At 42.0% G+C, this 24,567-nt stretch carries 19 protein-coding genes and 2 pseudogenes; 11 read left to right on the top strand and 10 right to left on the bottom strand.

Features of this window, described 5'->3' with window-relative positions:
- Positions 1-14: 14 nt before the first annotated feature.
- The 3 genes and pseudogenes from RMY16_RS28825 to RMY16_RS28815 all read right to left on the bottom strand — a co-directional run.
- Positions 15-443, bottom strand: a pseudogene (locus RMY16_RS28825) (MotA/TolQ/ExbB proton channel family protein); the annotation flags it as partial.
- A gap of 75 nt (positions 444-518) precedes the next feature.
- Positions 519-1,403: a 16S rRNA (cytosine(1402)-N(4))-methyltransferase RsmH gene (gene rsmH / locus RMY16_RS28820; protein WP_322739235.1), complete on the bottom strand. Its 885-nt coding sequence runs from the start codon at positions 1,401-1,403 to the stop codon at positions 519-521.
- 164 nt (positions 1,404-1,567) lie between these two features.
- A complete protein-coding gene (locus RMY16_RS28815; RefSeq protein ID WP_322739234.1) occupies positions 1,568-3,478 on the bottom strand; it encodes a M48 family metalloprotease in 1,911 nt (636 codons plus the stop codon).
- A 305-nt stretch (positions 3,479-3,783) separates the two neighbouring features.
- On the opposite strand from RMY16_RS28815, the gene RMY16_RS28810 reads away from it, so the two are divergent.
- Both RMY16_RS28810 and mtnA read left to right on the top strand, forming a co-directional pair.
- Positions 3,784-4,968, top strand: a complete 1,185-nt coding sequence (locus tag RMY16_RS28810; RefSeq protein ID WP_322739233.1) for an NAD(P)H-quinone oxidoreductase subunit H — start codon at positions 3,784-3,786, stop codon at positions 4,966-4,968.
- Positions 4,969-5,211: 243 nt separating this feature from the next.
- A complete protein-coding gene (gene mtnA, locus RMY16_RS28805; protein ID WP_322739232.1) occupies positions 5,212-6,291 on the top strand; it encodes an S-methyl-5-thioribose-1-phosphate isomerase in 1,080 nt (359 codons plus the stop codon).
- Between the two features lie 840 nt (positions 6,292-7,131).
- On the opposite strand, the gene RMY16_RS28800 is transcribed toward mtnA, so the two are convergent.
- Positions 7,132-8,553, bottom strand: coding sequence for an NADP-dependent isocitrate dehydrogenase (locus RMY16_RS28800; protein ID WP_322739231.1), 1,422 nt, complete (start codon positions 8,551-8,553; stop codon positions 7,132-7,134).
- Positions 8,554-8,828: 275 nt separating this feature from the next.
- On the opposite strand from RMY16_RS28800, the gene RMY16_RS28795 reads away from it, so the two are divergent.
- The 3 genes from RMY16_RS28795 to RMY16_RS28785 all read left to right on the top strand — a co-directional run bounded on the left by RMY16_RS28795 (position 8,829) and on the right by RMY16_RS28785 (position 11,656).
- Positions 8,829-9,548 carry a GUN4 domain-containing protein gene (locus RMY16_RS28795; protein WP_322739230.1) on the top strand — a complete coding sequence of 240 codons (720 nt, stop codon included), beginning with the start codon at positions 8,829-8,831 and terminating at the stop codon, positions 9,546-9,548.
- A 108-nt stretch (positions 9,549-9,656) separates the two neighbouring features.
- Positions 9,657-10,778, top strand: coding sequence for an ABC transporter ATP-binding protein (locus RMY16_RS28790; protein ID WP_322739229.1), 1,122 nt, complete (start codon positions 9,657-9,659; stop codon positions 10,776-10,778).
- A 110-nt stretch (positions 10,779-10,888) separates the two neighbouring features.
- Complete coding sequence (locus RMY16_RS28785; protein WP_322664752.1) at positions 10,889-11,656, top strand: superoxide dismutase; 768 nt, start codon at positions 10,889-10,891, stop codon at positions 11,654-11,656.
- 342 nt (positions 11,657-11,998) lie between these two features.
- Here RMY16_RS28785 and rsmG read toward each other — a convergent pair whose 3' ends face one another.
- Both rsmG and RMY16_RS28775 read right to left on the bottom strand, forming a co-directional pair.
- Positions 11,999-12,733: a 16S rRNA (guanine(527)-N(7))-methyltransferase RsmG gene (rsmG, locus tag RMY16_RS28780; protein ID WP_322739228.1), complete on the bottom strand. Its 735-nt coding sequence runs from the start codon at positions 12,731-12,733 to the stop codon at positions 11,999-12,001.
- Positions 12,734-12,818: 85 nt separating this feature from the next.
- Positions 12,819-13,493, bottom strand: a complete 675-nt coding sequence (locus RMY16_RS28775) for an ABC transporter ATP-binding protein (RefSeq protein WP_094353410.1) — start codon at positions 13,491-13,493, stop codon at positions 12,819-12,821.
- A gap of 398 nt (positions 13,494-13,891) precedes the next feature.
- Here RMY16_RS28775 and RMY16_RS28770 point away from each other — a divergent pair, with 398 nt between their 5' ends.
- From RMY16_RS28770 to RMY16_RS28760, 3 genes are all read left to right on the top strand, one after another.
- Positions 13,892-14,848: a Sll0314/Alr1548 family TPR repeat-containing protein gene (locus tag RMY16_RS28770; protein WP_322739227.1), complete on the top strand. Its 957-nt coding sequence runs from the start codon at positions 13,892-13,894 to the stop codon at positions 14,846-14,848.
- Positions 14,849-14,929: 81 nt separating this feature from the next.
- Positions 14,930-15,382: a DUF3531 family protein gene (locus RMY16_RS28765; protein ID WP_322739226.1), complete on the top strand. Its 453-nt coding sequence runs from the start codon at positions 14,930-14,932 to the stop codon at positions 15,380-15,382.
- A gap of 8 nt (positions 15,383-15,390) precedes the next feature.
- The gene (locus RMY16_RS28760) at positions 15,391-15,846 is read left to right on the top strand and encodes an NUDIX hydrolase (protein WP_322739225.1); all 456 of its coding nucleotides are present in this window, start codon (positions 15,391-15,393) and stop codon (positions 15,844-15,846) included.
- Between the two features lie 37 nt (positions 15,847-15,883).
- On the opposite strand, the gene RMY16_RS28755 is transcribed toward RMY16_RS28760, so the two are convergent.
- Together RMY16_RS28755 and RMY16_RS28750 are read right to left on the bottom strand one after the other, a co-directional pair.
- Positions 15,884-16,264, bottom strand: a complete 381-nt coding sequence (locus tag RMY16_RS28755) for a type II toxin-antitoxin system HicB family antitoxin (RefSeq protein WP_322739224.1) — start codon at positions 16,262-16,264, stop codon at positions 15,884-15,886.
- Between the two features lie 26 nt (positions 16,265-16,290).
- Positions 16,291-16,527 (bottom strand): annotated as a pseudogene (locus RMY16_RS28750) (hypothetical protein).
- On the opposite strand from RMY16_RS28750, the gene RMY16_RS28745 reads away from it, so the two are divergent.
- The gene (locus RMY16_RS28745; RefSeq protein WP_322739236.1) at positions 16,439-16,639 is read left to right on the top strand and encodes a hypothetical protein; all 201 of its coding nucleotides are present in this window, start codon (positions 16,439-16,441) and stop codon (positions 16,637-16,639) included. The pseudogene RMY16_RS28750 and the gene RMY16_RS28745 sit on opposite strands and share 89 nt — an antisense overlap.
- Positions 16,640-17,052: 413 nt before the next feature.
- On the opposite strand, the gene RMY16_RS28740 is transcribed toward RMY16_RS28745, so the two are convergent.
- Positions 17,053-17,310: a hypothetical protein gene (locus RMY16_RS28740; RefSeq protein WP_322739223.1), complete on the bottom strand. Its 258-nt coding sequence runs from the start codon at positions 17,308-17,310 to the stop codon at positions 17,053-17,055.
- Between the two features lie 651 nt (positions 17,311-17,961).
- Here RMY16_RS28740 and ggt point away from each other — a divergent pair.
- Both ggt and RMY16_RS28730 read left to right on the top strand, forming a co-directional pair.
- Positions 17,962-19,725 (top strand): gamma-glutamyltransferase, encoded by a 1,764-nt coding sequence (gene ggt / locus RMY16_RS28735; protein ID WP_322739222.1) that lies wholly within the window; start codon positions 17,962-17,964, stop codon positions 19,723-19,725.
- 247 nt (positions 19,726-19,972) lie between these two features.
- Positions 19,973-20,497 (top strand): hypothetical protein, encoded by a 525-nt coding sequence (locus tag RMY16_RS28730; RefSeq protein ID WP_322739221.1) that lies wholly within the window; start codon positions 19,973-19,975, stop codon positions 20,495-20,497.
- Positions 20,498-20,689: 192 nt separating this feature from the next.
- On the opposite strand, the gene mfd is transcribed toward RMY16_RS28730, so the two are convergent.
- Positions 20,690-24,295 carry a transcription-repair coupling factor gene (gene mfd, locus RMY16_RS28725; RefSeq protein WP_322739220.1) on the bottom strand — a complete coding sequence of 1,202 codons (3,606 nt, stop codon included), beginning with the start codon at positions 24,293-24,295 and terminating at the stop codon, positions 20,690-20,692.
- Positions 24,296-24,567: the final 272 nt, after the last annotated feature.

Raw genomic sequence — 24,567 nt, 5'->3', positions numbered from 1 at the left:
CGCACGACTATTCAAGTCTTAGTACCCACAGCTTGATAACCCGCAACTTGGGTTAATACAGTTCCTAAAAGTCCTAATAGGGGCGCAAGACCAATAATTGTCTCAAAAATATTTTGCGATCGCTTGAGTAAGGGGATTTCGGCTTGTGCTTCACTTTCTAATGCCAAACGAAATTCCTCTGGTGTTGGCTCCTCCAATTCTAAAGCTGTTAAAAAAATCCGAGCAATGGGTAAATCAGCATTTTTCTGCAATTGATCTAAAGCACTAACTACATTATCAAGGCGATAAAGCTGTAATACTTCTCGCACTACCTTGTTTTGCCGATTATTTATCCTTACCCAAAAAATGATCCGTTCGATAATTAGCGCCACGCCTAACAAGGAAAACGCCAGCAGAGGCCACATCACTATGCCACCCGCCGTAAACAGATTAATAATTTCCATCTACTCTTTTTTAACTCTTCAACAACGCTAGGTTAACAGATCGTTGAGATGGAACAGTTTAACGCTGCATTGTAGTTACACCAGCTTTTGGGCTATCCTTAGTTTGGCCGATCGCGATCGCGGATTCTGACTAATTTCCTCTTCTTGAGCAATAATTGGTTTTTTTGTTAATACTTTTAATAAAGGTGAATTTCTTAAACCGTGTTTCACCGGACGGTCTTCCAAACTGTGAAAACTGATAATCGCAATTCTGCCACCAGGGACAAGGGCATTTGGTGCTTTATCCAAAAAGGTTTCTAGGGATTTTAACTCATCGTTGACAACAATTCGCAGAGCTTGAAAAACACGGGTAGCCGGGTGAATTCTCCCATAACGGTATTTCGGGGGAACTGAAGAAGCGATCACTTCAGCCAATTCTGTAGTCGTGTGCAACGGTCGCCGTTCTACAATGCGTCTGGCAATGCGCCGCGATAATCTCTCCTCACCGTACTTAAAGAAAATATCTGCTAATTCTGCTTCATCCCAATTATTAATTACATCAGCAGCAGTTAGCGATCGCCCTCGATCCATTCGCATATCTAAATTTGCAGCTTGGCGAAAGCTGAAACCCCGTTCTGCTTGATCTAAATGGTAAGAACTTACCCCCAAATCGGCGAGAATACCATCGAAAGTATTAGGGGGGAACTCGTAGTCAGCAAAATTGCGATGAATAAATTGTACGCGATCGCCAAACTCAGCTAATTCTTTCCTCGCTGCTGCTAAAGCATCCTCATCTTGGTCAATTGCTGTTACTTGTACATCTGGCGCAGCTGCTAAAATCAAACGGCTGTGACCTCCACCGCCTACCGTCGTATCAAGATAATGACCTCCTGGAGATACCGCTAGACCTGCGATCGTTTCCTGCGGTAACACTGGTAGATGGGAAAATATCGGTTCTTCAATAGCTAGCTGACGATTCATGAGACTTAGGGCAAAAAACCACAGATGAACTTTAATTATGTATTCTTTTGTTTGTGTCTTTGTGGTTCCTAGCTAAAAAATAGTTTTTAAACCACTAAGACACAAAAGAAAATATCATAAACTCAGCGTCAGCTTTCATTGTTGAGATTTAAGCATTTGTAGTGCTATTTTTTACCTTTCTTTTGGTAAATCATCGAATTTGGTATCACTTTTAATTTTTTCTCCATATTTAAATGGTCATTTAAAATAAAAATGAATACATTATCGAGAAATTCGTTTTCCTGTAACAAGCTGTTCACAAGTTTAGAGTGATCGGGTTTCTCAAGACCTTCTAAAAAAGTAACTTCCCGCTTCAAAGCTAAAACGTAAAATGGTTTTTCAGGAAAAAATTGCATATTTTTTTGCACCAAGTAAGCAGTTTTTATATCCGGGTGATGATCAAACTGCTGACGAAGCTTATTTACATCTATATCTGAAACAGTATGAGATTCCAATTTATCCTTTTCTCTCACACTGGAACGTTCTTGCTGTGCTTTCAAAATTAATTCATGATAATTTACGGCACGTTCTTGATAAGATTTTGCTTCCTTAATTTTTCCTTGTTTTTGAAGAAAATAGCAAATTGTCTGACAACCTTCTATAACTATACTTGAGTCTTGCTCTATTGCTCTCTCAATGTATTCTATTCCAGTCGCATCTTGTTTTTTTAATAATATTTGACCTAGTAAATAATTAGCTGAGGCGTGGTGAGCATCACGATGAATAATTTCTTGTAATAGTGGTATAACCGCTTCTTCACCATCAAACTCAAATGTTAAAAAGGCTCGTTGAGTAGCTTCATCTAAAGTTAGTTGTTGTGTTTTTGCTTTTTGATTTAAATCTTTTAAAGTAGCTATTGAATTTTGAAAATCAGCATATTTCTGTCGCCAAGGTGTTGCTATTTCTTCTCGCCAAGCTTGACTAAAATGTGCGATGAATTTTTCTAATCTATTTCCCAAAAATTTCTGAGCAGCACTGATTTCAATTGGTGCAAATATAGCTAATTCCTGCCGAGAATTGAGGATGTATCCCAAAGCTTTGAGTCTATCTTTCAGGCAAGGATGAGTATCAGCATTGTTGGTTTTTTCCGTTAAAGCTTCACTTAAATAAGTACTTGTGATTTCCTGATGAAGTCTCTGACTTAAAGCCTGTTGCATAGCCATATAAGTCATTTTTGGTGGTTCGATTTCTGTTTCAACTTGTTTATAGATGCTAGACCAAAAATATCTTTCTAGAAATCTAGCTTTGACTTCCACATTTATCAATGTTTCAGCAGCATTTTTTTCTCCCGTTAGCTCAACGGCACATCTATCCGCTTCATATTCATCCATCCGTGCTAACACAAAAGAATAGGCATTAAAAAACGGACTGTACCATGTCAAAAACCGCTCAAAGATTAACGATGATACTTCATTTCCACCTTGTCGTAACCCTTTAATAATGCGATACCATGTTTCACGTTGGCGATAAATCCAACCACTAAAACGGCTGTGATTTCCTGATAAATGTCCTAGTTCATGGGCTAAGACAGCACGAAATTGTTCGGGTGGCAGTGCTAGCATTAGCGGTAAACCTACAATTAAGTAATTTTGCTGCCATCCCAGCAAACCTAAGCGTGGTCTTTGGACAACCCCTGCATTAAAATCGTTAGTCAGCAAGATGTGGTGAAACCGTGGGGCTTGTAGCTTTGATGAGATTTCGTTAGTTAAAGAATAGAGATTGGGTACATCCTTGGGTTGCAATGGTAAACCTGTAGGTGGGGGAAAAGAAACCCAAAGCGATCGCACTAACACCAATGCGAACGCCAGCAAAAACAGAACACCTTTCACAGATGAGGCATGAATTGACTTAGCGTTAAGCATCAAAAAGATAATACCTACCAGCAGAGTCAATGTTACAGCTAGAACCAAAAGTATATATGCGTACCCTAAAGTAGCCAAAAAAGCAACGTGCAATTTATAAAGATGCGGTTGTTTGTTAGCAAAAACTTCTAACTTCTGAATTAGCCTATCAAAACGCTCTTGATTGAAAGCCATAAATTATGTATCAGCCTCATAAAACTGTAATATAGCTGACACAATATCTGTAGGGCTTACGTAAAAACTCAGAAGTCGTGGGGCATTGGGCATTAGGCATTGGGCATAAGTTATTTTCCCTTTTCCCCTTGCGGCAGAATAATGAGGTGAAAAAAATCCGATGCCTCAATTAAGTGGATATCGAGCTTCCATATAATAGTTGAAGAAGTGCAACAAACTAAAACATTCTGGTTGGCATCTAAGCGGTTCAATTCAAAATTTGCCTTCGGCACGCTACACGAACACAACGGGAGAACACAAAATCTATGACCAGACTAGAAACCCGCACTGAACCAATGGTGCTAAACATGGGGCCACACCACCCCTCAATGCACGGGGTTCTGCGGCTAATCATGACTCTGGATGGCGAGGATGTTGTTGACTGTGAACCGGTCATCGGCTACCTGCATCGAGGAATGGAAAAAATTGCTGAGAACCGTACTAATGTAATGTACGTTCCTTACGTTAGTCGCTGGGACTACGCGGCGGGAATGTTCAACGAAGCTGTCACTGTTAACGCCCCAGAAAAGCTTGCAGGTGTCGCTGTCCCCAAACGCGCTAGCTACATCCGCGTCATCATGCTGGAGTTGAACCGCATCGCTAACCACTTGCTATGGTTTGGCCCCTTCCTTGCTGACGTAGGCGCACAAACTCCCTTCTTCTATCAGTTCCGGGAACGGGAGATGATTTATGATTTGTGGGAAGCTGCTACAGGTTATCGGATGGTGAATAACAACTACTTCCGCATTGGTGGGGTAGCAGCCGATTTACCTTACGGTTGGGTAGATAAATGTCTGGAATTCTGCGACTACTTATTGCCAAAAGTTGATGAGTACGAACGCTTAGTAACCGATAACCCCATCTTCCGGCGACGTGTTGAGGGTATTGGTACTATCACCCGTGAAGAAGCAATCAACTGGGGACTTTCTGGCCCAATGTTACGTGCATCTGGCGTGCAATGGGATTTGCGGAAAGTTGACCATTACGAATGCTACGACGATTTCGACTGGGATGTGCAGTGGGAAACTGCCGGTGATTGCTTTGCCCGTTACGTAGTGCGGATGCGGGAAATGCGCGAATCTGTGAAAATTATTCGCCAAGCAATTAAAGGACTTCCTGGCGGCCCTTACGAAAATCTAGAAGCCAAGCGTTTAGCCGCAGGTAAAAAATCCGAGTGGGACGCATTTGATTACCAATTCATCGGTAAAAAAGTTTCTCCCACTTTTAAGATGCCCAAAGGTGAAATCTACGCTCGTGTAGAAAGTGGCAAAGGTGAATTGGGAATTTATTTGGTTGGCGATGATAATGTCTTCCCTGCACGTTGGAAGATTCGTGCAGCAGATTTTAACAATCTCCAGATTGTTCCACATTTACTGCGCGGGATGAAGGTTGCAGATATTGTGGTGATTCTTGGCAGTGTTGACGTAATTATGGGGTCTGTGGATAGGTAGAGTAAATATCTATCTAAGTAGTTTTTAGAGCAGTTGTATTACAGTGCAACTGCTCTATTTTTTGATTAATTAGTGATTAAATATACCAACTAGTGAATAAAATACCAATTTAATAAGAGCATCTGACTCTAAAATTTTCAAAGCTTTTAAATCCATACCCAGAACGTTTAATCAGTTTAAGAATGAAATCATCAGGGTGCATTAAAGTAAAAAATATTGCCTATCCATTAATTACCTTTTTCTATGACACCTTCGACAAACCAGGTTTATCCGGTCATTTGGCATAACAACTCAGTGTCACTAATCGATCAAACTCGCTTACCAAACGAATATATATTTGTGGAAATTCACCGCAGTGAAGATATGGCGCGGGCAATTAAAACGATGATTGTGCGAGGTGCGCCAGCAATTGGTGTGGCTGCGGCTTATGGAATGTATCTTGGTGCAAGAGAAATTGAGACAAGCGATCGCCATGAATTTCTGCAAAACTTAGATAAAGTAGCCCAGTTGTTGCGTTCTACTCGTCCCACGGCGGTAAATTTATTTTGGGCAATTAGCCGGATGCTTAAAGCCGCCTACGAAACGCTGGGAACGGTAGAAGAGATTAAGCAAACCCTTTTCCAAACAGCCCAAGCAATCAACGCTGAAGATTTGCAAACTTGTCAAGCGATCGGTGACAATGGTTTGGCTGTTTTACCGTCTACCCCAGGAAAGCTGAGGCTGCTTACCCACTGTAACGCCGGTGCATTAGCTACTGCTGGTTATGGCACAGCTTTGGGTGTTGTGCGTTCTGCTTGGAGAGAAGGACGTTTAGAACGTTTATTTGCTGACGAAACCCGTCCCCGCTTGCAAGGCGCAAAACTCACCACTTGGGAATGCGTGCAAGAAGGGATTCCAGTGACATTAATTACTGATAATATGGCAGCCCATTGTATGAAACAAGGTTTGATTCATGCTGTAGTTGTGGGTGCCGATCGCATTGCTGCTAATGGTGACACTGCTAATAAAATTGGTACATATAGTGTAGCGATCGCAGCTAAAGCCCATAATATCCCCTTCTTTGTCGCTGCGCCCCTTTCCACCGTTGATTTTGAATTAGCCGATGGCAGTCAAATTCCCATCGAAGAACGCGAACCAACAGAAATCTATCAAGTTGGCGATACTATTCTCACACCTGAGGGTGTAGATTTTTACAACCCAGCTTTTGATGTCACCCCAGCCGAGTTAATTACAGCCATCATTACAGAGAATGGAGCGATCGCACCTGATAAATTAGCGAAATCACAGTTAAAGCAATTACCGATAGGGTTAAATCCGAATTAATGGAGAACTTGCGCCGAGTTCTCGATAACTCTAAATCCGAATAACCGAAACTTTATAAGGGGATTGCCCCAAAAAAATCTCCGACTTTTTAGAAAAGCCGGGGACTTTGTTTTTTGACTACTTTAAAATCTGACGGTTCAAAATTTCTCAGCAATTTTTTCAATAATTTTATCTAAACTTCATATTTGGACTAAATTCAATAAGCAAAATCCGCAATTACTTTCTCAAAAGAAGCTTTGACTTTCTCAAACCCCAGTTTGCTTTCTCATTTTAGTGTTTTCCGCAAGTAAAAGAAGCTTTTGCTTTCTCAAAACAAGCTTTTACTTACTCATTTTGGTGTTTTCCGCAAGTAAAAGAAGCTTTGACTTTCTCAAAAGAAGCTTTTGCTTACTCATTTTGGTGTTTTCCGCAAGCAAAAGAAGCTTTGACTTTCTCAAAATGCCATTTGACTTACTCAAACCCCAGTTTGCTTTTTGATTTTGGTGTTTTTTGCAAATAAAATGCCATTTCGCTTTTTTAAAATGGTTGATTTATTAGAGGATGTCTGAGGAGTATTAAATATTTGTCGATCTCCCCTAACCACCCTTAAAAAAGCTAGGGTTGTATGCACAAGTTAAATTACCCCCCTTAATCCCCCCTTGCAAAGGGGGGAAACAAGAGATCCAGTTCTCTCCGTTTTAGAAGGCGGGAAACAAGAAATCCAGTTCTCTCCGCTTTAGAAGGCGGGAAACAAGAAATCCAGTTCTCTCCGCTTTAGAAGGCGGGAAACAAGAGATCCAGTTCCCTCCCCTTTACAAGGGGAGGGTTAGGGTGGGGTAATTCGACTTAACCCTAATAGACTTAACCAAAATGCTGAATAATTGCGTCGGCAAATTCAGAACATTTTAAAGGTTCAACTGGCGGTTCCAGCAACCGGGCTAAATCGTAGGTAACTTGACTATTTGCGATCGCATCGCTTAAACCTTTCTTAATTAGGTCTGCGGCTTCTTGCCAACCCATAAATTCCAGCATCATCACACCAGACAAAATCACTGAACCTGGATTAATCCGATCTAAACCGGCGTGTTTGGGTGCGGTGCCGTGGGTAGCTTCAAATATGGCACTAGAATCACCAATATTTGCCCCTGGCCCCATTCCTAATCCCCCAACAATGGCGGCGGCGGCATCAGACAAATAATCGCCGTTCAAGTTCATTGTCGCCAGAATCGAATACTCATCCGGTCTGGTTTGGATTTGTTGAAAAATACTATCAGCAATTCGGTCATTCACCAAAACTTTCTCTTTCCATTTGCCATCGCCGTGGGTTGCCCAAATTGTGTTAAGAACAGTTTCAACTTCCTTGACAATTTGCGCTTTCTTCTCATCGGTGAGACTATCAAACCCAGGATCGATCTCGCGGGCGTTTTCTTCCAAGGAAATATTCGGATTTTTTTCCTTGTTACTCAAAATCCAAGATTCCCGTTCGGTGACAGTTTCTTGGCGAAATTCACTAGTTGCTAGTTCATAACCCCAATCGCGGAAAGCACCTTCGGTGTACTTCATGATGTTGCCCTTATGCACCAGAGTCACTTGTTGCTTGTGTTTGGGCAATAGCAAAGCGTGTTTGATGGCACGTCTAACTAGACGCTGAGAACCAGTTTTGCTGATGGGTTTGATCCCAATTCCAGAATCAAGAGGAATGCGTTTTTTCCTATGTTCTGGGGTGGCGGGGATCAGTTCTTCATTGAGAATTTTAATTAAGCGATCGCCAATTTCGCTACCTTGTCGCCACTCAATGCCTAAATAAATATCTTCCGTATTCTCCCGATAAACAATTACATCGAGCTTTTCGGGGTTTTTATGAGGTGAGGGCGTACCTGCATAATAACGGCAAGGACGCACGCAGGCATACAAGTCAAAAATTTGTCGCAGCGCTACATTTAAAGAACGAATTCCCCCCCCAACGGGAGTAGTCAAAGGCCCTTTAATAGCTACACCATATTCTTCAATTGCTGTAAGAGTGTCTTGAGGTAAATATTGATATGTTCCGTATAAATCGCAGGCTTCATCCCCAGCGTAAACCTTGAACCAACTAATTTGACGCTGACCCTTATATGCTTTGGCTACCGCAGCATCTAGCACCTTTTGGGTAGCAGGCCAGATGTCTATACCTGTACCATCGCCGCGAATAAAGGGGATAATTGGATTGTCCGGTACGATTGGTTCACCATTTTTGAAGGTGATTTTTGCTCCGGTTGCGGGGGGGGTAATCTTGTCGTACATAGTTCACACACTCCTAATCGATACGCTGCTATTCAAAAAAACCTTATGTGGCAGGCTTGTATATTGTGCTATGTCTTTTGTTCACCAAGCCATAAGGCACAGATTTTCCCCCTATTCCCCTTGTACATTATTTGGGGATTAAGTGTGGGATTCAGTGAAGCGATCGCAATTTTGTACGATCAAAAATAGTAAACTACTTTTCGCTATCAGTGTTTCACTTTAGAAAATGCCCGATAGCTTACCGCTCTTTCACTGACCGTTAACACAAGAATGGCATGACAGACCCAATGATTTTATCAGGCCCTGCAAATGACATCGACTCCCTCCGACAACCGTTAATCGCTGGGTCTGAAAAAGTCCAACAACAGATAATCCCACAGTTAGCTGAGTTGGGTAATGAGGGATTAGACGTGTTGATGGAATTTTTACTGAAACGACGTGAAAACCCAGCGACTTGGATTGATGGCAAAGCTTACCAAGTCCTTTACAGTTCTGATGCACCTCAAGCCAAAGAATTTTTGCGCTCCTGTTTTCCTGAAGGAATTGTACCTCTAAAATCAGAGTGCGGGATTAACTACAATTCTTTGCAACAGCTACTAGCTGTTCAAGACTTCCAAGCAGCCGATCGCGTCACCATCGAAAAAATGTGTGAACTGTCAGGGCCAACGGCTGTACAACGAAAATGGTTGTACTTTACTGAGGTAGAAAATACCTCGGCTGTTGACTTGCAAACCATTAACAACCTCTGGTTAGTCCACTCCGAAGGTAAATTTGGCTTTTCAGTGCAGCGAGAAATCTGGTTAAGTTTGGGTAAAAATTGGGAGAATTTCTGGCCAAAAATTGGCTGGAAAGCAGGTAATAACTGGACGCGATACCCTAACGAGTTTACCTGGGATTTGAGTGCGCCTAGAGGTCACTTACCCCTCTCTAATCAACTTCGGGGAGTACGAGTCTTTGCTTCTTTACTCTCTCACCCAGCTTGGACACAGTTATGATTTAGAAGTTATTAGTTATGAGTTGAAGAGGTTTTTAATTTAAAACTCAAAACTCAAAACTTAAAATTCCTAACTCCTAACTCCTAACTATTAACTTTAATCAAATTAATGGCAAACGTTCGTCTAGAAGATATTAAGCGTAGATTCAATAATGTCACCGCTATTGAGGATATTACCTTTGAAATTCCTGATGGCGAGTTTTGGGTTTTAGTTGGGCCATCGGGTTGTGGTAAATCTACAATTTTGCGAACGATTGCTGGTTTAGAAACCGCTACATCTGGCAAACTTTTTATTGGCGATCGCTTGGTGAATAATATCCCAGCCAGACAACGCGATGTGGCGATGGTGTTCCAAAACTACGCTCTCTATCCTCACATGAGTGTGGCAGAAAACATCGGCTTTGGCTTGCAAATGCGGAAGGTTGACCGGAAAATCATTCAAGAACGCGTGATGAATGTGGCGCGATCGCTTTCTCTGGATCACTTGCTGGATCGTAAGCCCAAACAACTTTCCGGGGGACAGCAACAAAGGGTAGCATTAGGAAGAGCGATCGCTCGGGAACCCCAAGTGTTTTTACTTGATGAACCTTTATCTAATTTAGATGCCCAATTGCGCGATGATACAAGGGCAGAATTGAAACAGCTACATCAAGAATTAGGGATTACAACAATTTACGTCACCCACGATCAAGTTGAAGCGATGACTTTGGCTGATAAAATTGTTGTGCTAAATCGCGGGCGAATTCAACAAATTGGCGATCCCCAAACTATTTATGCAAGTCCTGCTAATCAGATGGTGGCAACTTTTTTAGGCAGTCCGCCAATGAATATTTTGCCTGCCATCTATGAAAATAACGGTTTTGATGTAAGTGGACAGTTATTAACAATTCCAGCAGTTGTGAAAGAAAAATTACAGTTACGTCAGGGATACAGTTATGATTTGGGGATTCGTCCAGAGCATATAAAAATAAACACTGACTCAGAACCGTCTGAACGCCACGCTACTGGGAACAGTACTCAAAACTCAGCATTATTATCAGTTGAAGTGAAAGTTGTAGAACCTTTGGGAAGGGAAACTTTGATTCGTGCTGGTTTACCTGGTTCGGCGGTGATGTTGAATATTCAGGTAGGCGGTGATGTGCGTCTTCGTCCAGGCGATCGCCTTTATCTACAACTCGATTTAAATCAGTTGTTTGTATTTGATCCCAAAACTGGGGATAGAATCTTATAAAGAGTTTCTTAAACTATCAGAAATAATCGCTAATTTCCAATTTTTTGTAGCCAGAATCTAAGAAAATAAAACTGCAATAGAGACTTAATGGATTAGCTGCAAAAACTTATATGACTATTAATCGACGCCATTTCTTGTTTTTACTTACAGCAGGTGCGGGTGCTTTTGCATTAGATGCTTGTGCATCGGCAGAGAAACTTCCTCAAGAAAACACTGCAACTTCCGCCACAACACCAAATAGAACACCAAATACAACAGGGGCTATCCAATTACCGCCTTTACCTTACGCCTATGAAGCACTGGAACCACACATCGATGCCAAAACGATGCAATTTCACCACGACAAACACCACGCAACTTATGTGAAAAACTTGAATGCAGCCTTAGAGAAACATCCAGAACTCAAAGGTAAAACTGTTGAAGAACTGTTGCAAAAAATTGACAATGTGCCACAAGATATTCGTAGAACGGTACGCAATAATGGCGGTGGTCATGTGAACCATTCAATGTTCTGGCAAATTATGAAGCCCAAAGGTGGGGGAGAACCCACAGGAAATATCGCCTCCGCAATTAATCAAAGTTTTGGCTCTTTTGCAGCTTTCAAAAAACAGTTTAACGAAGCTGGTGCTAGTCGTTTTGGTAGTGGTTGGGTTTGGCTAGTACGTAATAAAGGTGGCAAGTTAGAAGTGACAACTACAGCTAATCAAGATAGTCCCTTAAGTGCAGGTAAATATCCCATCCTCGGTAATGATGTATGGGAACATGCATATTATCTCAATTACCAAAATCGCCGCGCTGATTATTTAGATGCTTGGTGGAACGTGGTTAATTGGGATGAGATTAACAAGCGGTTTGCAGCAGCAAGTAAATTTGCCTGAAACCAGACAGAAATTTAGAGTTATAGGCGCTTAAAAACTGGCAACAGAAACAATATTCTGTTGCCAGTTTTTTGATGTGATAATTTAATCACTATTCATCTTTTGAAAATGATTTACTTTAAATCGCAAAACTGATTTTGCAGTCTGGCGACCGAGTAATGGTACTTCAATACGGTTCGGATAAGCATTTTGAACTCAGAATTACCTTTGGGGAAAAGGTTTAAGGTTAAGAGTTAAAGGTTTTTCTTCCCCTTTCTCCTTTAACCGAACCGTATTGAATGGTACTTGGTATATTTCTGGGAATTAGAGTTAATACTTTGTCCTTCTTCTCGCACTTGCGGCTCAAAGAGGCTTTTGAGTTGGTACACCTACAGCACGAGGAAAATTAGCTGGAGTGGTGGCTACCTTACGCAAATACACACAGTGGCGGATGCTGTGACTCAGGGGTGTTGTAAATTTTTCGATTGATTCAATGACACCACCCAACTGCTTCACAGCATTCTTTAAAGCAGTTGTTTCATTCTCAGTCCAATTACCGCGATAAATTATAGCTAAACCTCCCTGTTTGAGCAGTGGTAGGGTATATTCTGCACAGACCGAGGCTGCCCCAACAGCACGAATCAATGCAATATCATAAGCTAGTCGATACTGACGGTGCTGACCGATTTCTTCAGCCCTACCAACAAGAGTTTTGGCATTGGTAAGGCCAAGTTCAGTTAATATATTGTCGAGAAAAGTAATTTTTTTCTGAGTGGAATCGAGAAGAGTAATTGTGCAATTAGGTACTGTAATTGTCACTGGAATGCCTGGAAAACCTGCACCTGTACCAATATCAATGATAGTAGGGGAAGCAGGAGAGAAATTTGCTGATAACAGGGGTGTAATTCCTCGCAGAGAGTCCCAGAGATGTTTTTCCCAAAACTCTTGGGAGTCAACGATCCGAGTTAAATTTAGTTGGCGATTACCTTCTAGGATTAACTCATAAAGCTTTTGGAATTGCGCTTGCTGTTGGACAGTTGGCTGCCAATTGAGAGTTTGCTGCCAGATTTCTGCCATTTCAGGCAATAAGTTTGTCATTTTTCATTTGTCATTTGTCATTTGTCATGGGGCATTGAGCATAGTTATTCTCCTTCTCCCCCTGCTTCCCCTGCTCCCCCTGCTCTCACACCGTTGGTAGAGGTTCTTTAACTTTGGATTCTAGTGACTTTGGGTCTACTGATTCTAGTTCGCCGTGGTTGAGTGTCCAGCAACGATCTGCGATCGCCAACAGATCCCCAGCATCGTGTGTCACAATTAACAATGTCCAATCTTGTTTGAGTTTCGCTAATAAATTTACCAGTTGCCGACGCATTGACCAATCTAAACCAGCTGTGGGTTCATCCAATAACAGTAAATTTGGCTGGCGAATTAATTGGACTGCCAAAGCTAAACGTCGTTGCTGACCACCACTCAAAGCATGGGGAGCAGCGGAAAGTGATAAATGCTCTAATCCCACCTCACTTAGGGCCTGTCTGACTCGTTCTGACCCTAACTCAGGATGTCCTAAACGCAATTCTTCTAAAATCGAACCACCACAAAAGTGTCGCTCTGGAAACTGAAATACCAACCCGGCTAATTGTTGTAGCTGTTCGGCTATAAGTTCTTGTTCCCGCCAGAAGAGTGCGCCAGTAGTGGGTTCGGCTAGTCCCGACAAAATTTCTAGTAAGGTACTTTTACCCGAACCACTCGGGCCAATAATCAGACCTAGCTGCTGGGGTGCTAATTCTAAATTGATCGATTTGAGAATTGCTGTTGGGCACGCTGTGGGATGATAATTTACATTTCGGAGATAAAGCATTTGTTAAGATTACCAAAAAGTCAGCAAATTACTGATTAGCTACACTGAGAGTGTCTGGAAAATTCTGGAAAAAATTTATAGCGCATTACCTGGATTAACACCTTACAGCTATTTTCAGGTAAATACACCACACGTTAGGGGCGCAAGGCCTTGCGCCCCTACGACAGGTATGGTTCAAATACATGAAAACTGCTGTAATTTAACAGCAAGAATTATCCACTTTTTCTCCATTGTGGCAGACTAAGCCTGAAATAATGGCTAGAGCAAGCCTGGAAACATGGAAAGATTACCAATATATAAAAAAATTTTGGTTGAAGCAAAGGCAAGTTGAAATTAACCATTTTTGCATTCTAAGTAACACATACAACTATTTCAACCGCAATTATTCTGAGGTTAAAATGACTAAAAGTTTTTCTTCGCCTCGATTAGTAGTGTCTGCTCAACTCACTACCTTTGCTCAGGCTGCTTTTGCAGCTGCGTTCGCCTTTGGCGTTGCCCCTTGGGTAATCGCACTTAATGTCTGGGTAAATCCCTCTTTGGCTGGCGATCCGTTTCGCAATAACAAACCTCATCAAATTGGCGACCAAACAGAAGCAGCTTTTAAAGCGATTTTCCAACAAGGCAACTATCCAGCAGCACAGCGTTATCTGGAACAAGCACTATCCAAAGAGCCAAATGAACCTCTAGCTTATGCCATGAGCGCATCTTTAGCATACGGAAATAAGGATTGGGCTAAACTAGATACCTACAGCCAAAAAACTCTAGAAACTGGACAAAAACTGATTTCTAGCGATCCATTGCGTGGTAATTTATACACTGCTGTTGGTCATTTTTTAGAGGGAGCAGTAGTTCTCACGCGTGAGGGTACAGTCAACGGTGTGCCGCAAGCCTTTAGTCGGTTGCGACAAGTTTATGAATATTTAGACAAAGCTGAAGCAATTTCTGCCAACGATCCAGAATTGAATTTAATCAAGGGTTATATGGATTTACTGTTGGCGGTTAATTTGCCTTTTGCTAGCCCAGATCAGGCAATTCGGCGTTTAGAACAAAATGCTGCTCCTGGGTATTTAGTAGATCGGGGTATTGCTCTTGCTTACCGGGATTTAAAACGGTATCCACAGGCGCTAGAGTATGTCAACAGGGCGATCAAAACAACATCTGATAATCCAGAAATTTATTATCTTAAAGCCCAAATACTGAAACAGCTGGGGCAAAGAGAAAAAAGCCAGCAGATGATCCAGGAAGCGATCGCTAATTTTGACAAAGCACTGACTAAAAAATCCCAACTCCCAGGCGATTTAGTTAAACAAATTGAGCGTGAACGCAGCAGTGCTATTAGCCTAAAGAATCCTTAGTCCCCATTCCCCATTCCCAACTCCCTACTCCCTACTTTGATATGCTTATTTGCAGAACATTAATTGAGATACTAGACCAAAATGGAGATTCAGTTCCGCGAAATTAATCCTTTTGATGTGTGGATTTGGCTAAAATTCAGTACAAATCCTTCTGCGCGTGAAAAGCAGTATGTAGAAGAAGTTTTCAATTCCTGGTTTTATCTGGGTAAATTGGGTGCATTTAATGCAGAAAATCTCCAGGTGCAGGACACTGGACTCGATATCAGCTACATGAATTATGATGAACAAGGCTATGACAAAAGCCTGCTAGCACTGATGCACAACATTGGTGAGTTTGAATATGAGGGGCAGTGGGGGCGTTGTTGGTTTGACTTAGGAACCAGTGATGCGATCGCTCTGGATATTTTAATCAACGCCCTCACCCAGCTAAGTCAGGAATATGTCACTATTGAAGAATTGTACATCGGTGGCGAAAATCCAGATTGGCCTATTGAGGGTAACGAAAGCTGTCCTCAATCTATTTACGATAATTAGTTACCAAAATGAATAAAGCAGGCGAAATTCGGGTAATAACCTTGGGGCTAATTCGGAATGGCGATGGCTCCGCCAACGCCAAGGGCGAACGCATATTTCTTTCTGAAGGTTACGACCCCGTAAAACAAGAAACATTTTATCGTGCTTTAGGCGGTGGTGTTGAATTTGGCGAAACCAGCCGCGCCGCCTTAGAACGAGAGTTTCAAGAGGAAATTCAGGCAGAATTAACGAATATTAAATATCTAGGTTGTATAGAAAATCTGTTTATATTTAATGGTAGGCAAGGTCATGAAATTATTCAGCTTTATCAATGCGACTTTGTTGATTCTAAATTTTATCAACTGGAAAGTTTAGTTTTTTCCGAATCACCACATCATAAACATAGAGCGTTATGGATAGATATCTCTCGCTTGAAATCTGGGGAATTCAGATTAGTACCTGAAGTATTTTTTGAATATTTATAAAGAATATGGAAGTTTACTAAGATTACTTTGCTGTTAATTATGGTACTGCACTCAGCAAATACACAATATAGTGGTTGAGACTAACGCCTTCCCGTTCAGAAGTCTCAGCTAAACGTCTATGTAAAGATTTCGGCATCCGTATTAGTAGTTTACTGCTATAGCTATCATTACTACTTGGTAAGGGAATATCATCGCCTGCTTCATAGGCTGTCTCAATCCACAATTCCCGCGCCTCATTGAGATTTGCCATTGTCTCTTCAAGGGTTTCGCCTTGGGTAAGACATCCAGGTAAATCTTTAATTTGAGCTACATGTCCTTCCTCTGGGTCGGGGTAAAGTGTTACAGGGTACTGAAGATTTAAATAATATTCTAAGGACGGCTTTTCAATCTGCTGGTTCTTCTGGTTCAGTGTCTTCATCAATCCACTCTTCTAAATTTAATAGTTCATGTATCTGGATCTAACTCTTGAGTTTTACCTGCACGGTATTCAGCCATTGCTTCGGTTGCGAGTTTGGCAAGCATATTTGGAGAACGGGCAAAAGCTTCATCCCAACGGCGTTCATCTTCTAGTTCTGCCAAAATTATCGCCGCGATGCCTGCGGCGGGCTACGCCTACGCATCTTGTTCATTGGCTGGCAAATTTTTGAGTTTGGCGATCGCTTGTTCAAGTAGCTCTGTCATAGCTGTCAATCGTTACGAAAGTCATACTATAAATTATCTCTGCTTGCAGTCTGTTGGGGTTTTTAGGGTGCGATCGCTTGGGGTGAGAGCAAAGCGCGATCGCTCTTTATAGCAGAAGCAGTAAAGTTTCAGTAAAAGCAAGTGTTGAGTTTCTTAGTGCCAAAACAATTTATGGCCAAGATGAGTGTAGTTTTTTCTCCTAGCTTAATGGAATAAATCTTCAAGTATCTGGTTGACATTCACTTGAAAAAAGCCAAAAAAAGATGGTTTCAGTTCAAAGTACTTAACTAACCATCTCCACTTTTTCTCCATTTCTTCTTTAGTTTTTAATTCCTCTGGAGAACCATCTTTTCTGGAAAAATTTCATGTTCGACTGCTAAAGCACAACGTTGGGGCTTCTCTTGTAGGGTAGCAATAGCATTCATCAATCCTCGAAACCAACGGTCAGCAAATTCAGGATTCCGCTCTCAATACCAGCGATAAGCTTGCTCAATCTGAGTTTCCGCGATTGAGGTAATCTCAAGCTTAAATGCCATACTTTTGTTGCATTTCTTGGACAAAATCCTCAATTGGGCGAGTTTTACCAGCATTGAGTTCCTCAAAACCTTGTCCAATACCAGCAATTGTCTCCAATTGATCAATCAGTTGGCGTAATTTACTAGGGTCGATTTTGCCAGGATCTAGAAAGGTGACGAGAACTTGAGAGCGATCGCTAATATCTTCCGGTAGCTGGGTGAGGTGAATTTGCCCATCCTGATAAATACCTTCAATAGTTTTTATCATGAATTAAAGTTGGGTTGATATTTCCTTTAATTTTACTAAACTATACTCAAAGGGCTGGGTCTAGAATTCCCGCCTGCTCCTGACAGATAAACTATATTGTCCTTACCTACTCTCTGAAATAGCTTTTTGTAAACTTTCATTTCTGGGATTGAGTTAGGTATCTAATGGCTGGCATAAGTAAGTCGGCGCGATAAAACCCATGTATGTTTAGTTTTATAAAAACTCTGGAATGACCAAATTCTAAGCTGTTTCCTGATTTTATATTTCCTTAAATAGGTTTACTTTTTAAAACTGACTTTCTTAGCAGTAGATACACCAGTTTATCTAATTTAAATTTGCAAATTAAATGTGGAACAGCTTAGTGGCAAAGATATCTTTACAGGTGGTACAGGTGGCGTTTGCATAGCCCACTGTTCGCGTCTTGGAGAGAAGATATCGCTTTGCTTTCAATACATACACAATCAAAATTTTTAAAAGTAACAAATAGTTGACTAGCCTCTTAATATGCTGTAATTTGATGTCTTGTAAGCTAATCTGTGAAGTAAACAAGAAATCAACAAGCAAGACTCTCTATATTGCTAGAGTTTTGATGAGTTTTTTTGTAATTCCAGCATTGACGATAAATAAAATATTTAAATTCGGAGAGTTGCGTTGACTACAGCATCTAAGTTTGCGTTAAGTACTTGTTTGCTCCCCCTCACACTCAGTGCTACCCTCTTGCCAGCTATCATAGGCAAAGCCGACACCCCTCCTCCACCAGAGGCTGGAAGTGGTCGAGTTGAGCGTGAAGCTGTTCGCACAAATAAGTATGTGGTAGTAGCTGCAAATCCACTAGCATCAGCAGCCGGACGTGATGTTCTACGTCGTGGAGGTAGTGCTATAGATGCTGCTATTGCAGTCCAAATGGTACTGACTTTGGTAGAGCCACAATCTTCAGGTATTGGTGGTGGTGCTTTCCTTGTTTACTACGATGCCAAAACGAAGAAGTTGCTCACTTATGATGGTCGAGAAACTGCACCGGCTGCGGCTAAACCAGATCGCTTTCTCGATGCCAATGGCAAACCCTTACAGTTTTATGATGCTGTTGTCGGAGGTAAATCTGTAGGTGTGCCTGGGGTGGTACGAATGCTAGAGTTGGCACACAAAAAATATGGCAAGTTACCTTGGTCTCAACTGTTTCAAGGAGCTATCCAACTTTCTGAACAAGGTTTTCCACTTTCACCACGTTTGTACACTCTGCTAAGTAAGGATCTATATCTATCTCGCAACGAGCCAGCTAAGAGCTATTTTTATCAACCTGATGGAACACCCAAGCCAATTGGTACAAGATTGGTCAATCAGCCTTTGGCAGAGGTATTGCGTCAGATTGCTAAAGGAGGCGCTAATGCCTTTTATCAAGGAAATATTGCTAAAGACATAGTAGCTAAGGTGAGGCAAGCTGCTGTACCAGGTGATTTAACCACCACTGATCTAGTGCAATATCAAGCTAAAGTGCGAGAGCCAGTTTGTGGCACTTATCGAATTTACAAAGTTTGCGGCATGGGGCCTCCAAGTTCTGGTGGTTTAACCGTACTGCAAATTCTAGGTATTCTTCAACAATTTAATCTGGCAGCTTTAAAGCCAGCTTCTTTAGAAGCAGTCCATTTATTTTCTGAAGCTGGACGTTTAGCCTATGCTGACAGAAATTTATATATAGCTGACACAGATTTTGTCCCAGTACCAGTCAAAGAATTAATTAACCCTAACTACCTAAAGTTACGGGCAGCGAGAATCAATCCTGAACGTTCAATCGGTCAAGCCCAAGCAGGCAATCCATTGTTACAGCAAGCAAGTCGCTGGGGTAAAGATCAATCTAAGGATTTGCCATCTACTAGTCATGTTTCAATTGTCGATGCGGCAGGTAATGCTATTTCAATGACTACTAGCATTGAAGATGCCTTTGGTTCAAGATTAATGGTGCGAGGCTTCTTACTTAACAATCAACTGACAGACTTTTCTTTTTTGCCAACATCAGAAGGAAAGCCTGTTGCTAATCGCATAGAAGCTAAGAAACGTCCTAGAAGCTCAATGGCTCCCATGATGGTATTTGATCGCAATGGCAAGCTAGTAATGGTAATTGGTTCAGCTGGTGGGCCGCAAATTATTAATTATGTCGCTAAGGCAATAGTAGGACATCTGGACTGGGGATTGGACATTCAGCGATCGCTATCTTTGCCAAATTTTGGTAGTCGTAATGGGCCAACTGAACTCGAAGCAGATACAGATGTTGCCAAACTCAAACCTGCTTTAGAAGCCAAGGGTCATACAGTCAGCGTTATCCAATTAACCAGTGGTTCCACCGGAATTGTACTGACTAATCAGGGGCTAGTTAGTGGTGCTGACCCACGTCGTGAAGGAGCGCCTTTGGGTGAGTAAAAGCTAGTGCCGCAAGGTGGAAGTCAAAAGTTAACACTGAGCGACTTGCCTTGAGCGAAGTCGAAAGGAGTCGAAGTGTCAAAAGTCAAAAAGCTTGTGTTCTCAGCTTTTCCCTGATTGTGAATAATATATCTATTTACGCCGTGCTGTACTAGGTTGATTAGAACAATTAGTATAGCTAGTTTTGAGCAAGTACTTTCTCTTTTTCAATCTCAAAATTTCTTCAACAATTCTCTGGCATAAAACTATGAGATGTTTCTCAAAAATAGCATTTACAACTACTCTTAGTATTTTCAGTTTGCTAGGAAGCTCAGTTAAGCAAGTACAAGCTGCATCTCTGGACTATACCTTTACACAGTCAGGCTGGGAAGGCGGAGGTATCTTGTCTGGTTCATTTTCCGGTGTGGATCAAAATAATGATGGGTTGATTTACACAAGTGAGTTAAATACGTTTGATTTGATATTTTCTGGTAACTCCAAAGTTCCTCAAGAGAAATGGTCTGGTGTATCTAGTTTAAGTTCTTTTGGATTTAACTCTAGTAATTCTAAATTAGCTTTCTCAACTTTTGAAAATTTAGATGAGTATACTGCTAATATTGTTGGCTTACCTTATCTTAATTATATTGGCAAGCCTTTTCTCACCAACTATATTTCCTCTTCTGAAATTCAACCATTTTTAGTTGCAAAATCGATTCCCGAACCTACCGTTGGATTTGCTAGTTTAGCTGCCTTGAGTGTTGGGCTATTACTTAAATTGAACAACTCCCGATGATGGTCAACAGCTAGCAAATACATCAACTTTACCTATTCTCGCTTAATGGTTGCAACACATACTGAGGTAAAGACGCGATGAATCGCGTCTCTACAAATGGTCTATTTGTCGCATTCTTTTTTACAATTGGTATCACTCTGGTTATCGTCTGTAGGTTTGGTTTTAAATTGATAGAAACTTGAGCAAAACTGATCAAACAACAGCTGCCTCTGGAATCGCACCCTGCATTCTCCCGAAAGCATCAATCAAATTCTGCAATTGTTGATCTGCTTTAAAAACTCCTAATCCGCGTACTGTCACTTTTCCCGGAGAATACACAAACCGCGTCTTGAGATTGTCTGGTAAATTCGCCGCCAATAAATTCCAAGCGGGTTCTTCCATCGGCGTTTCTAAAACGACGTGCTGCTTGTTTTCTGGTTTAATCCGGCTAAATCCAAGTTTTTTCGCTAGCTGTTTAAGTTCCATGACTCGCAAAAGTTGATTTGCAGACACTGGTAAAGTACCATAGCGATCGCTCCACTCGGCTGCAATCTGTTTTAATTCTGATTTAGATTTAGCTGTAGCCACCGCCCGGTATGCACTCATCTTTTGATCCAAATCGGTGATATAGTCTGCCGGAATAAACGCCGTCAGGTTAAGGTCAATCTGGGTATCCTCCACTTTCGGAATTTCTTGTCCTCGGATTTCCCGAATTGCTTCTTCTAACATTTCCATGTATAAATCAAAACCGATGGCATCCATTTGACCGGATTGTTCTGCACCTAGCAAGTTACCCACGCCTCTAATTTCCATGTCGCGCATCGCTAGCTGATACCCAGAACCTAGCTGAGTAAATTCCTGAATCGCTCGTAAACGTTGTCGAGCCGCGTCAGATAATGCCCGTTGCTTAGGATAAAATAACCAAGCATGAGCTTGGATACCTGCACGTCCCACACGACCGCGTAATTGATACAGTTGTGCCAATCCAAAACGATGAGCATCTTCAATTAAAATCGTGTTGACTCGTGGAATATCTAAGCCAGACTCAATAATTGTCGTACAAACGAGGATATCTGCATCGCCATTACTGAAGGTGAGCATGGTTGATTCTAACTCGCTTTCATCCATTTGACCATGAGCGATCGCAAACCTAGCTCCCGGTATCACTTCTCGTAAATTGGCTGTTGTCTCTTCAATTCCATCCACCCGTGGAACTACATAAAATACTTGTCCACCTCTGTCTAATTCTTGACGAATAGCAGTGCGGATACTTTCTGAATTTATTGGTGATAAATGGGTTTTAATCGGGCGTCTGGTTGGGGGTGGCGTGGTAATCAAACTCATTTCCCGAATCCCCGACAAGGACATATATAAAGTTCGGGGAATAGGAGTGGCGGAGAGGGTAAGCACATCTACTTGAGTTTTCAGGCTTTTAATTTTTTCTTTTTGGTTTACCCCAAATCGCTGTTCCTCATCTACTACCAAAAGTCCTAAATCCCGGAATGTCACGCCTTTACCTAAAAGTTGGTGCGTACCAACTACTACATCTAATTCACCCGTTGCCAATCGCTTTTGAATATCGCGGCGTTCTTCAGCAGACCGAAAACGGTTGAGCAAACCGACATTTACCGGGTAGGGAGCAAAACGTTCTTTGAGTGTATGGTAATGCTGCTGTGTTAAAATAGTCGTTGGCGCAAGGAGTGCCACTTGTTTACCGGCGGTGACTGCTTTAAAAACAGCACGAATCGCCACTTCCGTCTTCCCGAAACCGACATCGCCACAAACTAAGCGATCCATTGGGCGATCGCTTTCCATGTCGCGTTTTACATCTTGTACAGCTTTGAGTTGATCCGTCGTGGGTTGGTAGGGGAAAGAATCCTCTAGTTCTTCCTGCCAAGGCATATCGCTTGGAAAGCTAAAACCTTGTTGTTGCGATCGCGCTGCATACAGTTTCAACAAGTCCACCGCCAATTTTTTAATCGCTTTGCGGACTTTATTCTTGGTATTTTCCCAAGCTTTACCGGTCATCCTGTTGAGTTCTGGTGCTTTATCACCTGCGGCGCGGAACCGGGATAAAGCACCTACTTGATCGGCTGCGACTCTTAATAACCCATCAGCATACTGCACTACCAAATAATCACGGGTTTCGTTATTAATCGTCAAACTTTCCAGCTTGACAAATTTGCCAACACCATGATTTCTGTGAACCACATAATCACCTGGACGCAGCTTATTGGGATCAACTTGTTTAGAAGTAGCTTTGTGGCGCTTGCGGATATAGCCGGGAGTCGCTAAGGAATGCTGCCCAAAAAATTCCCGATCTGTAACGATTACTATTCGGTACGTAGGCAAGATAAAACCTTCTAATTCCGCAAGACCAGAATATTTTAGGGCTATGGGAGTATGGTTGATTTGCAGCTTATCTATTGCTTGGTAGTCTCGGGGATTGGGGATAAACTGAGCCGGACAATCATGTTCTTGCAACAGTGAGACAGAACGCGAAGGTTGAGCAGAAAGCAGCCAGATCGAGAAATTGCGATCGCGTTCTTGGCGGATGGTTTCAGCTAGTTTAGCAAACTGGTGCGGCGTGGCTGGAACAGGACGGCTGGCAAGATTGATCCCACTATTTTCCTCCGAGAGTTCTGATAAATATAATGTTTTAAATTTGGCAACATCAGCCAAACACTCATCAAACGACCGATGAATTTTCGGCAATCTTAGGGGAGTAGATTCTTCCCCATGCGCCATTCCCCATTGTTCCTGGGCATTTTCCACCCAGCGATCGCTATGAGCATGACACTGTTCTGGCTCATCAATAGCAATCAAGGTATTTTCTGCTAAGTAGTTTAGCAGAGATGCTGGTTGCTCGAATGCTAACCCCAAAAAGCGACGACTACCTTCAATCAGTGATGAGTGCTGAGTTCCGAGTGCTGAGTCAGAATTTAACTCAGAACTCAGCACTCGGAACTCAGCACTATTTTTCAGTGCAGCCATCACGATGGGAGTAAAGCTTGTGGGGGTAAGAATTAACTGGTCAACTTTATCGAGGGCGGAACGTTGGGTTGCTGGGTCAAATTCTCGCATTTGCTCGATTTCATCACCAAACCATTCCAACCGGACTGGAAATTCTGAGGAAACCGGGAACACATCAACAATATCGCCCCGCCGACTCCATTGCCCCTCCATTTCCACCAAAGGAACTCTTTCATACCCCAAAATAGTTATTTTCTCACTGAAACTATTCAGGTCTAATTCCATACCTTTTTTCAAGGTAAGGCAGAATTGTTGAAAAGCTTCTGGTGGTGGTAAATGAGGTTGCAACGCCCCTTGAGTAGCCACAATCGCTAAATTTGTCCTTTGTCCTACCCTGCGGGAAGCCGCTGGCGCGTCTATGTCCTTTGTCATTTGTTCTTGGTTCGTTTCTAATGACAACTGACTAATACTTCGACTACGCTCAGTACAAGTGACCAATGACTCTTGACTCTTGAGCAAATCTGCCAATACCTGCATTTGCCCCCAACTCATTTCAGTTTCCGGGTCAAAAGGTTCGTAGGGAGAAGCCTCGGAGGTGGGGTAAAAATGTACTGTTTGCCATCCCATTGCCTCCAGTTGTGCGTAAACGCGTCCAGCTTCTTCCAGAGTGGCGCAAACCACAAACAAATCCTTGCCCTGAGACTGCGCTAATGCTGAAGCCACTAAAGTCTTGGGCAGCCTGGGAATGCCATTTAACCGCAATTCTTGTTGTCGATTCAGCTTAGAAATAAATTCAGTGGTGAGCGGCGATCGGCCTAAGGCACGCACAATAGAAGAAAATGACATAAGTACTACTAGCGATAGGAGTCTTTGTGGATCAGCAAATCTTGAGGCAGTTTATGTCAACTATTTTAAAAGTGTTAAGAGCTTTCTTATTCTTGCGGTAGAAGAATAATGCACAGTGACTAATAAACTTAAGAACTATAACTACTACTTTGTGTATAGTCAAAGTATTTATCGAAGCACCTTTAATACTACATACTAAGGATTGAGCTACGTTTGCTCTGATAAGCGGCAATTTTAAACATGTCCTCCATCACTTTTGAAATTTTAATCAT

It is taken from the genome of Nostoc sp. DedQUE12b, from assembly GCF_034530835.1.
In the GTDB taxonomy this organism is placed as follows: Bacteria; Cyanobacteriota; Cyanobacteriia; order Cyanobacteriales; family Nostocaceae; genus Nostoc.
The sequence above is the reverse complement of the archived record's forward strand: the minus strand, read 5'-3'. Positions and strand labels throughout refer to the sequence as shown.

Coding starts and splice junctions, on each gene's coding strand:
- RMY16_RS28815 (WP_322739234.1), bottom strand. CDS start 3,478: ATGGCTTTCAATCAAGAGCGTTTTGATAGGCTAATTCAGAAGTTAGAA.
- RMY16_RS28730 (WP_322739221.1), top strand. CDS start 19,973: ATGAGATGTTTCTCAAAAATAGCATTTACAACTACTCTTAGTATTTTC.
- RMY16_RS28800 (WP_322739231.1), bottom strand. CDS start 8,553: ATGTACGACAAGATTACCCCCCCCGCAACCGGAGCAAAAATCACCTTC.
- RMY16_RS28775 (WP_094353410.1), bottom strand. CDS start 13,493: ATGCTTTATCTCCGAAATGTAAATTATCATCCCACAGCGTGCCCAACA.
- RMY16_RS28745 (WP_322739236.1), top strand. CDS start 16,439: ATGCCTGCGGCGGGCTACGCCTACGCATCTTGTTCATTGGCTGGCAAA.
- mtnA (WP_322739232.1), top strand. CDS start 5,212: ATGACACCTTCGACAAACCAGGTTTATCCGGTCATTTGGCATAACAAC.
- RMY16_RS28810 (WP_322739233.1), top strand. CDS start 3,784: ATGACCAGACTAGAAACCCGCACTGAACCAATGGTGCTAAACATGGGG.
- rsmH (WP_322739235.1), bottom strand. CDS start 1,403: ATGAATCGTCAGCTAGCTATTGAAGAACCGATATTTTCCCATCTACCA.
- RMY16_RS28770 (WP_322739227.1), top strand. CDS start 13,892: ATGACTAAAAGTTTTTCTTCGCCTCGATTAGTAGTGTCTGCTCAACTC.
- RMY16_RS28755 (WP_322739224.1), bottom strand. CDS start 16,264: ATGAAGACACTGAACCAGAAGAACCAGCAGATTGAAAAGCCGTCCTTA.
- mfd (WP_322739220.1), bottom strand. CDS start 24,295: ATGTCATTTTCTTCTATTGTGCGTGCCTTAGGCCGATCGCCGCTCACC.
- RMY16_RS28760 (WP_322739225.1), top strand. CDS start 15,391: ATGAATAAAGCAGGCGAAATTCGGGTAATAACCTTGGGGCTAATTCGG.
- RMY16_RS28790 (WP_322739229.1), top strand. CDS start 9,657: ATGGCAAACGTTCGTCTAGAAGATATTAAGCGTAGATTCAATAATGTC.
- RMY16_RS28765 (WP_322739226.1), top strand. CDS start 14,930: ATGGAGATTCAGTTCCGCGAAATTAATCCTTTTGATGTGTGGATTTGG.
- RMY16_RS28740 (WP_322739223.1), bottom strand. CDS start 17,310: ATGATAAAAACTATTGAAGGTATTTATCAGGATGGGCAAATTCACCTC.
- RMY16_RS28785 (WP_322664752.1), top strand. CDS start 10,889: ATGACTATTAATCGACGCCATTTCTTGTTTTTACTTACAGCAGGTGCG.
- rsmG (WP_322739228.1), bottom strand. CDS start 12,733: ATGACAAACTTATTGCCTGAAATGGCAGAAATCTGGCAGCAAACTCTC.
- RMY16_RS28795 (WP_322739230.1), top strand. CDS start 8,829: ATGACAGACCCAATGATTTTATCAGGCCCTGCAAATGACATCGACTCC.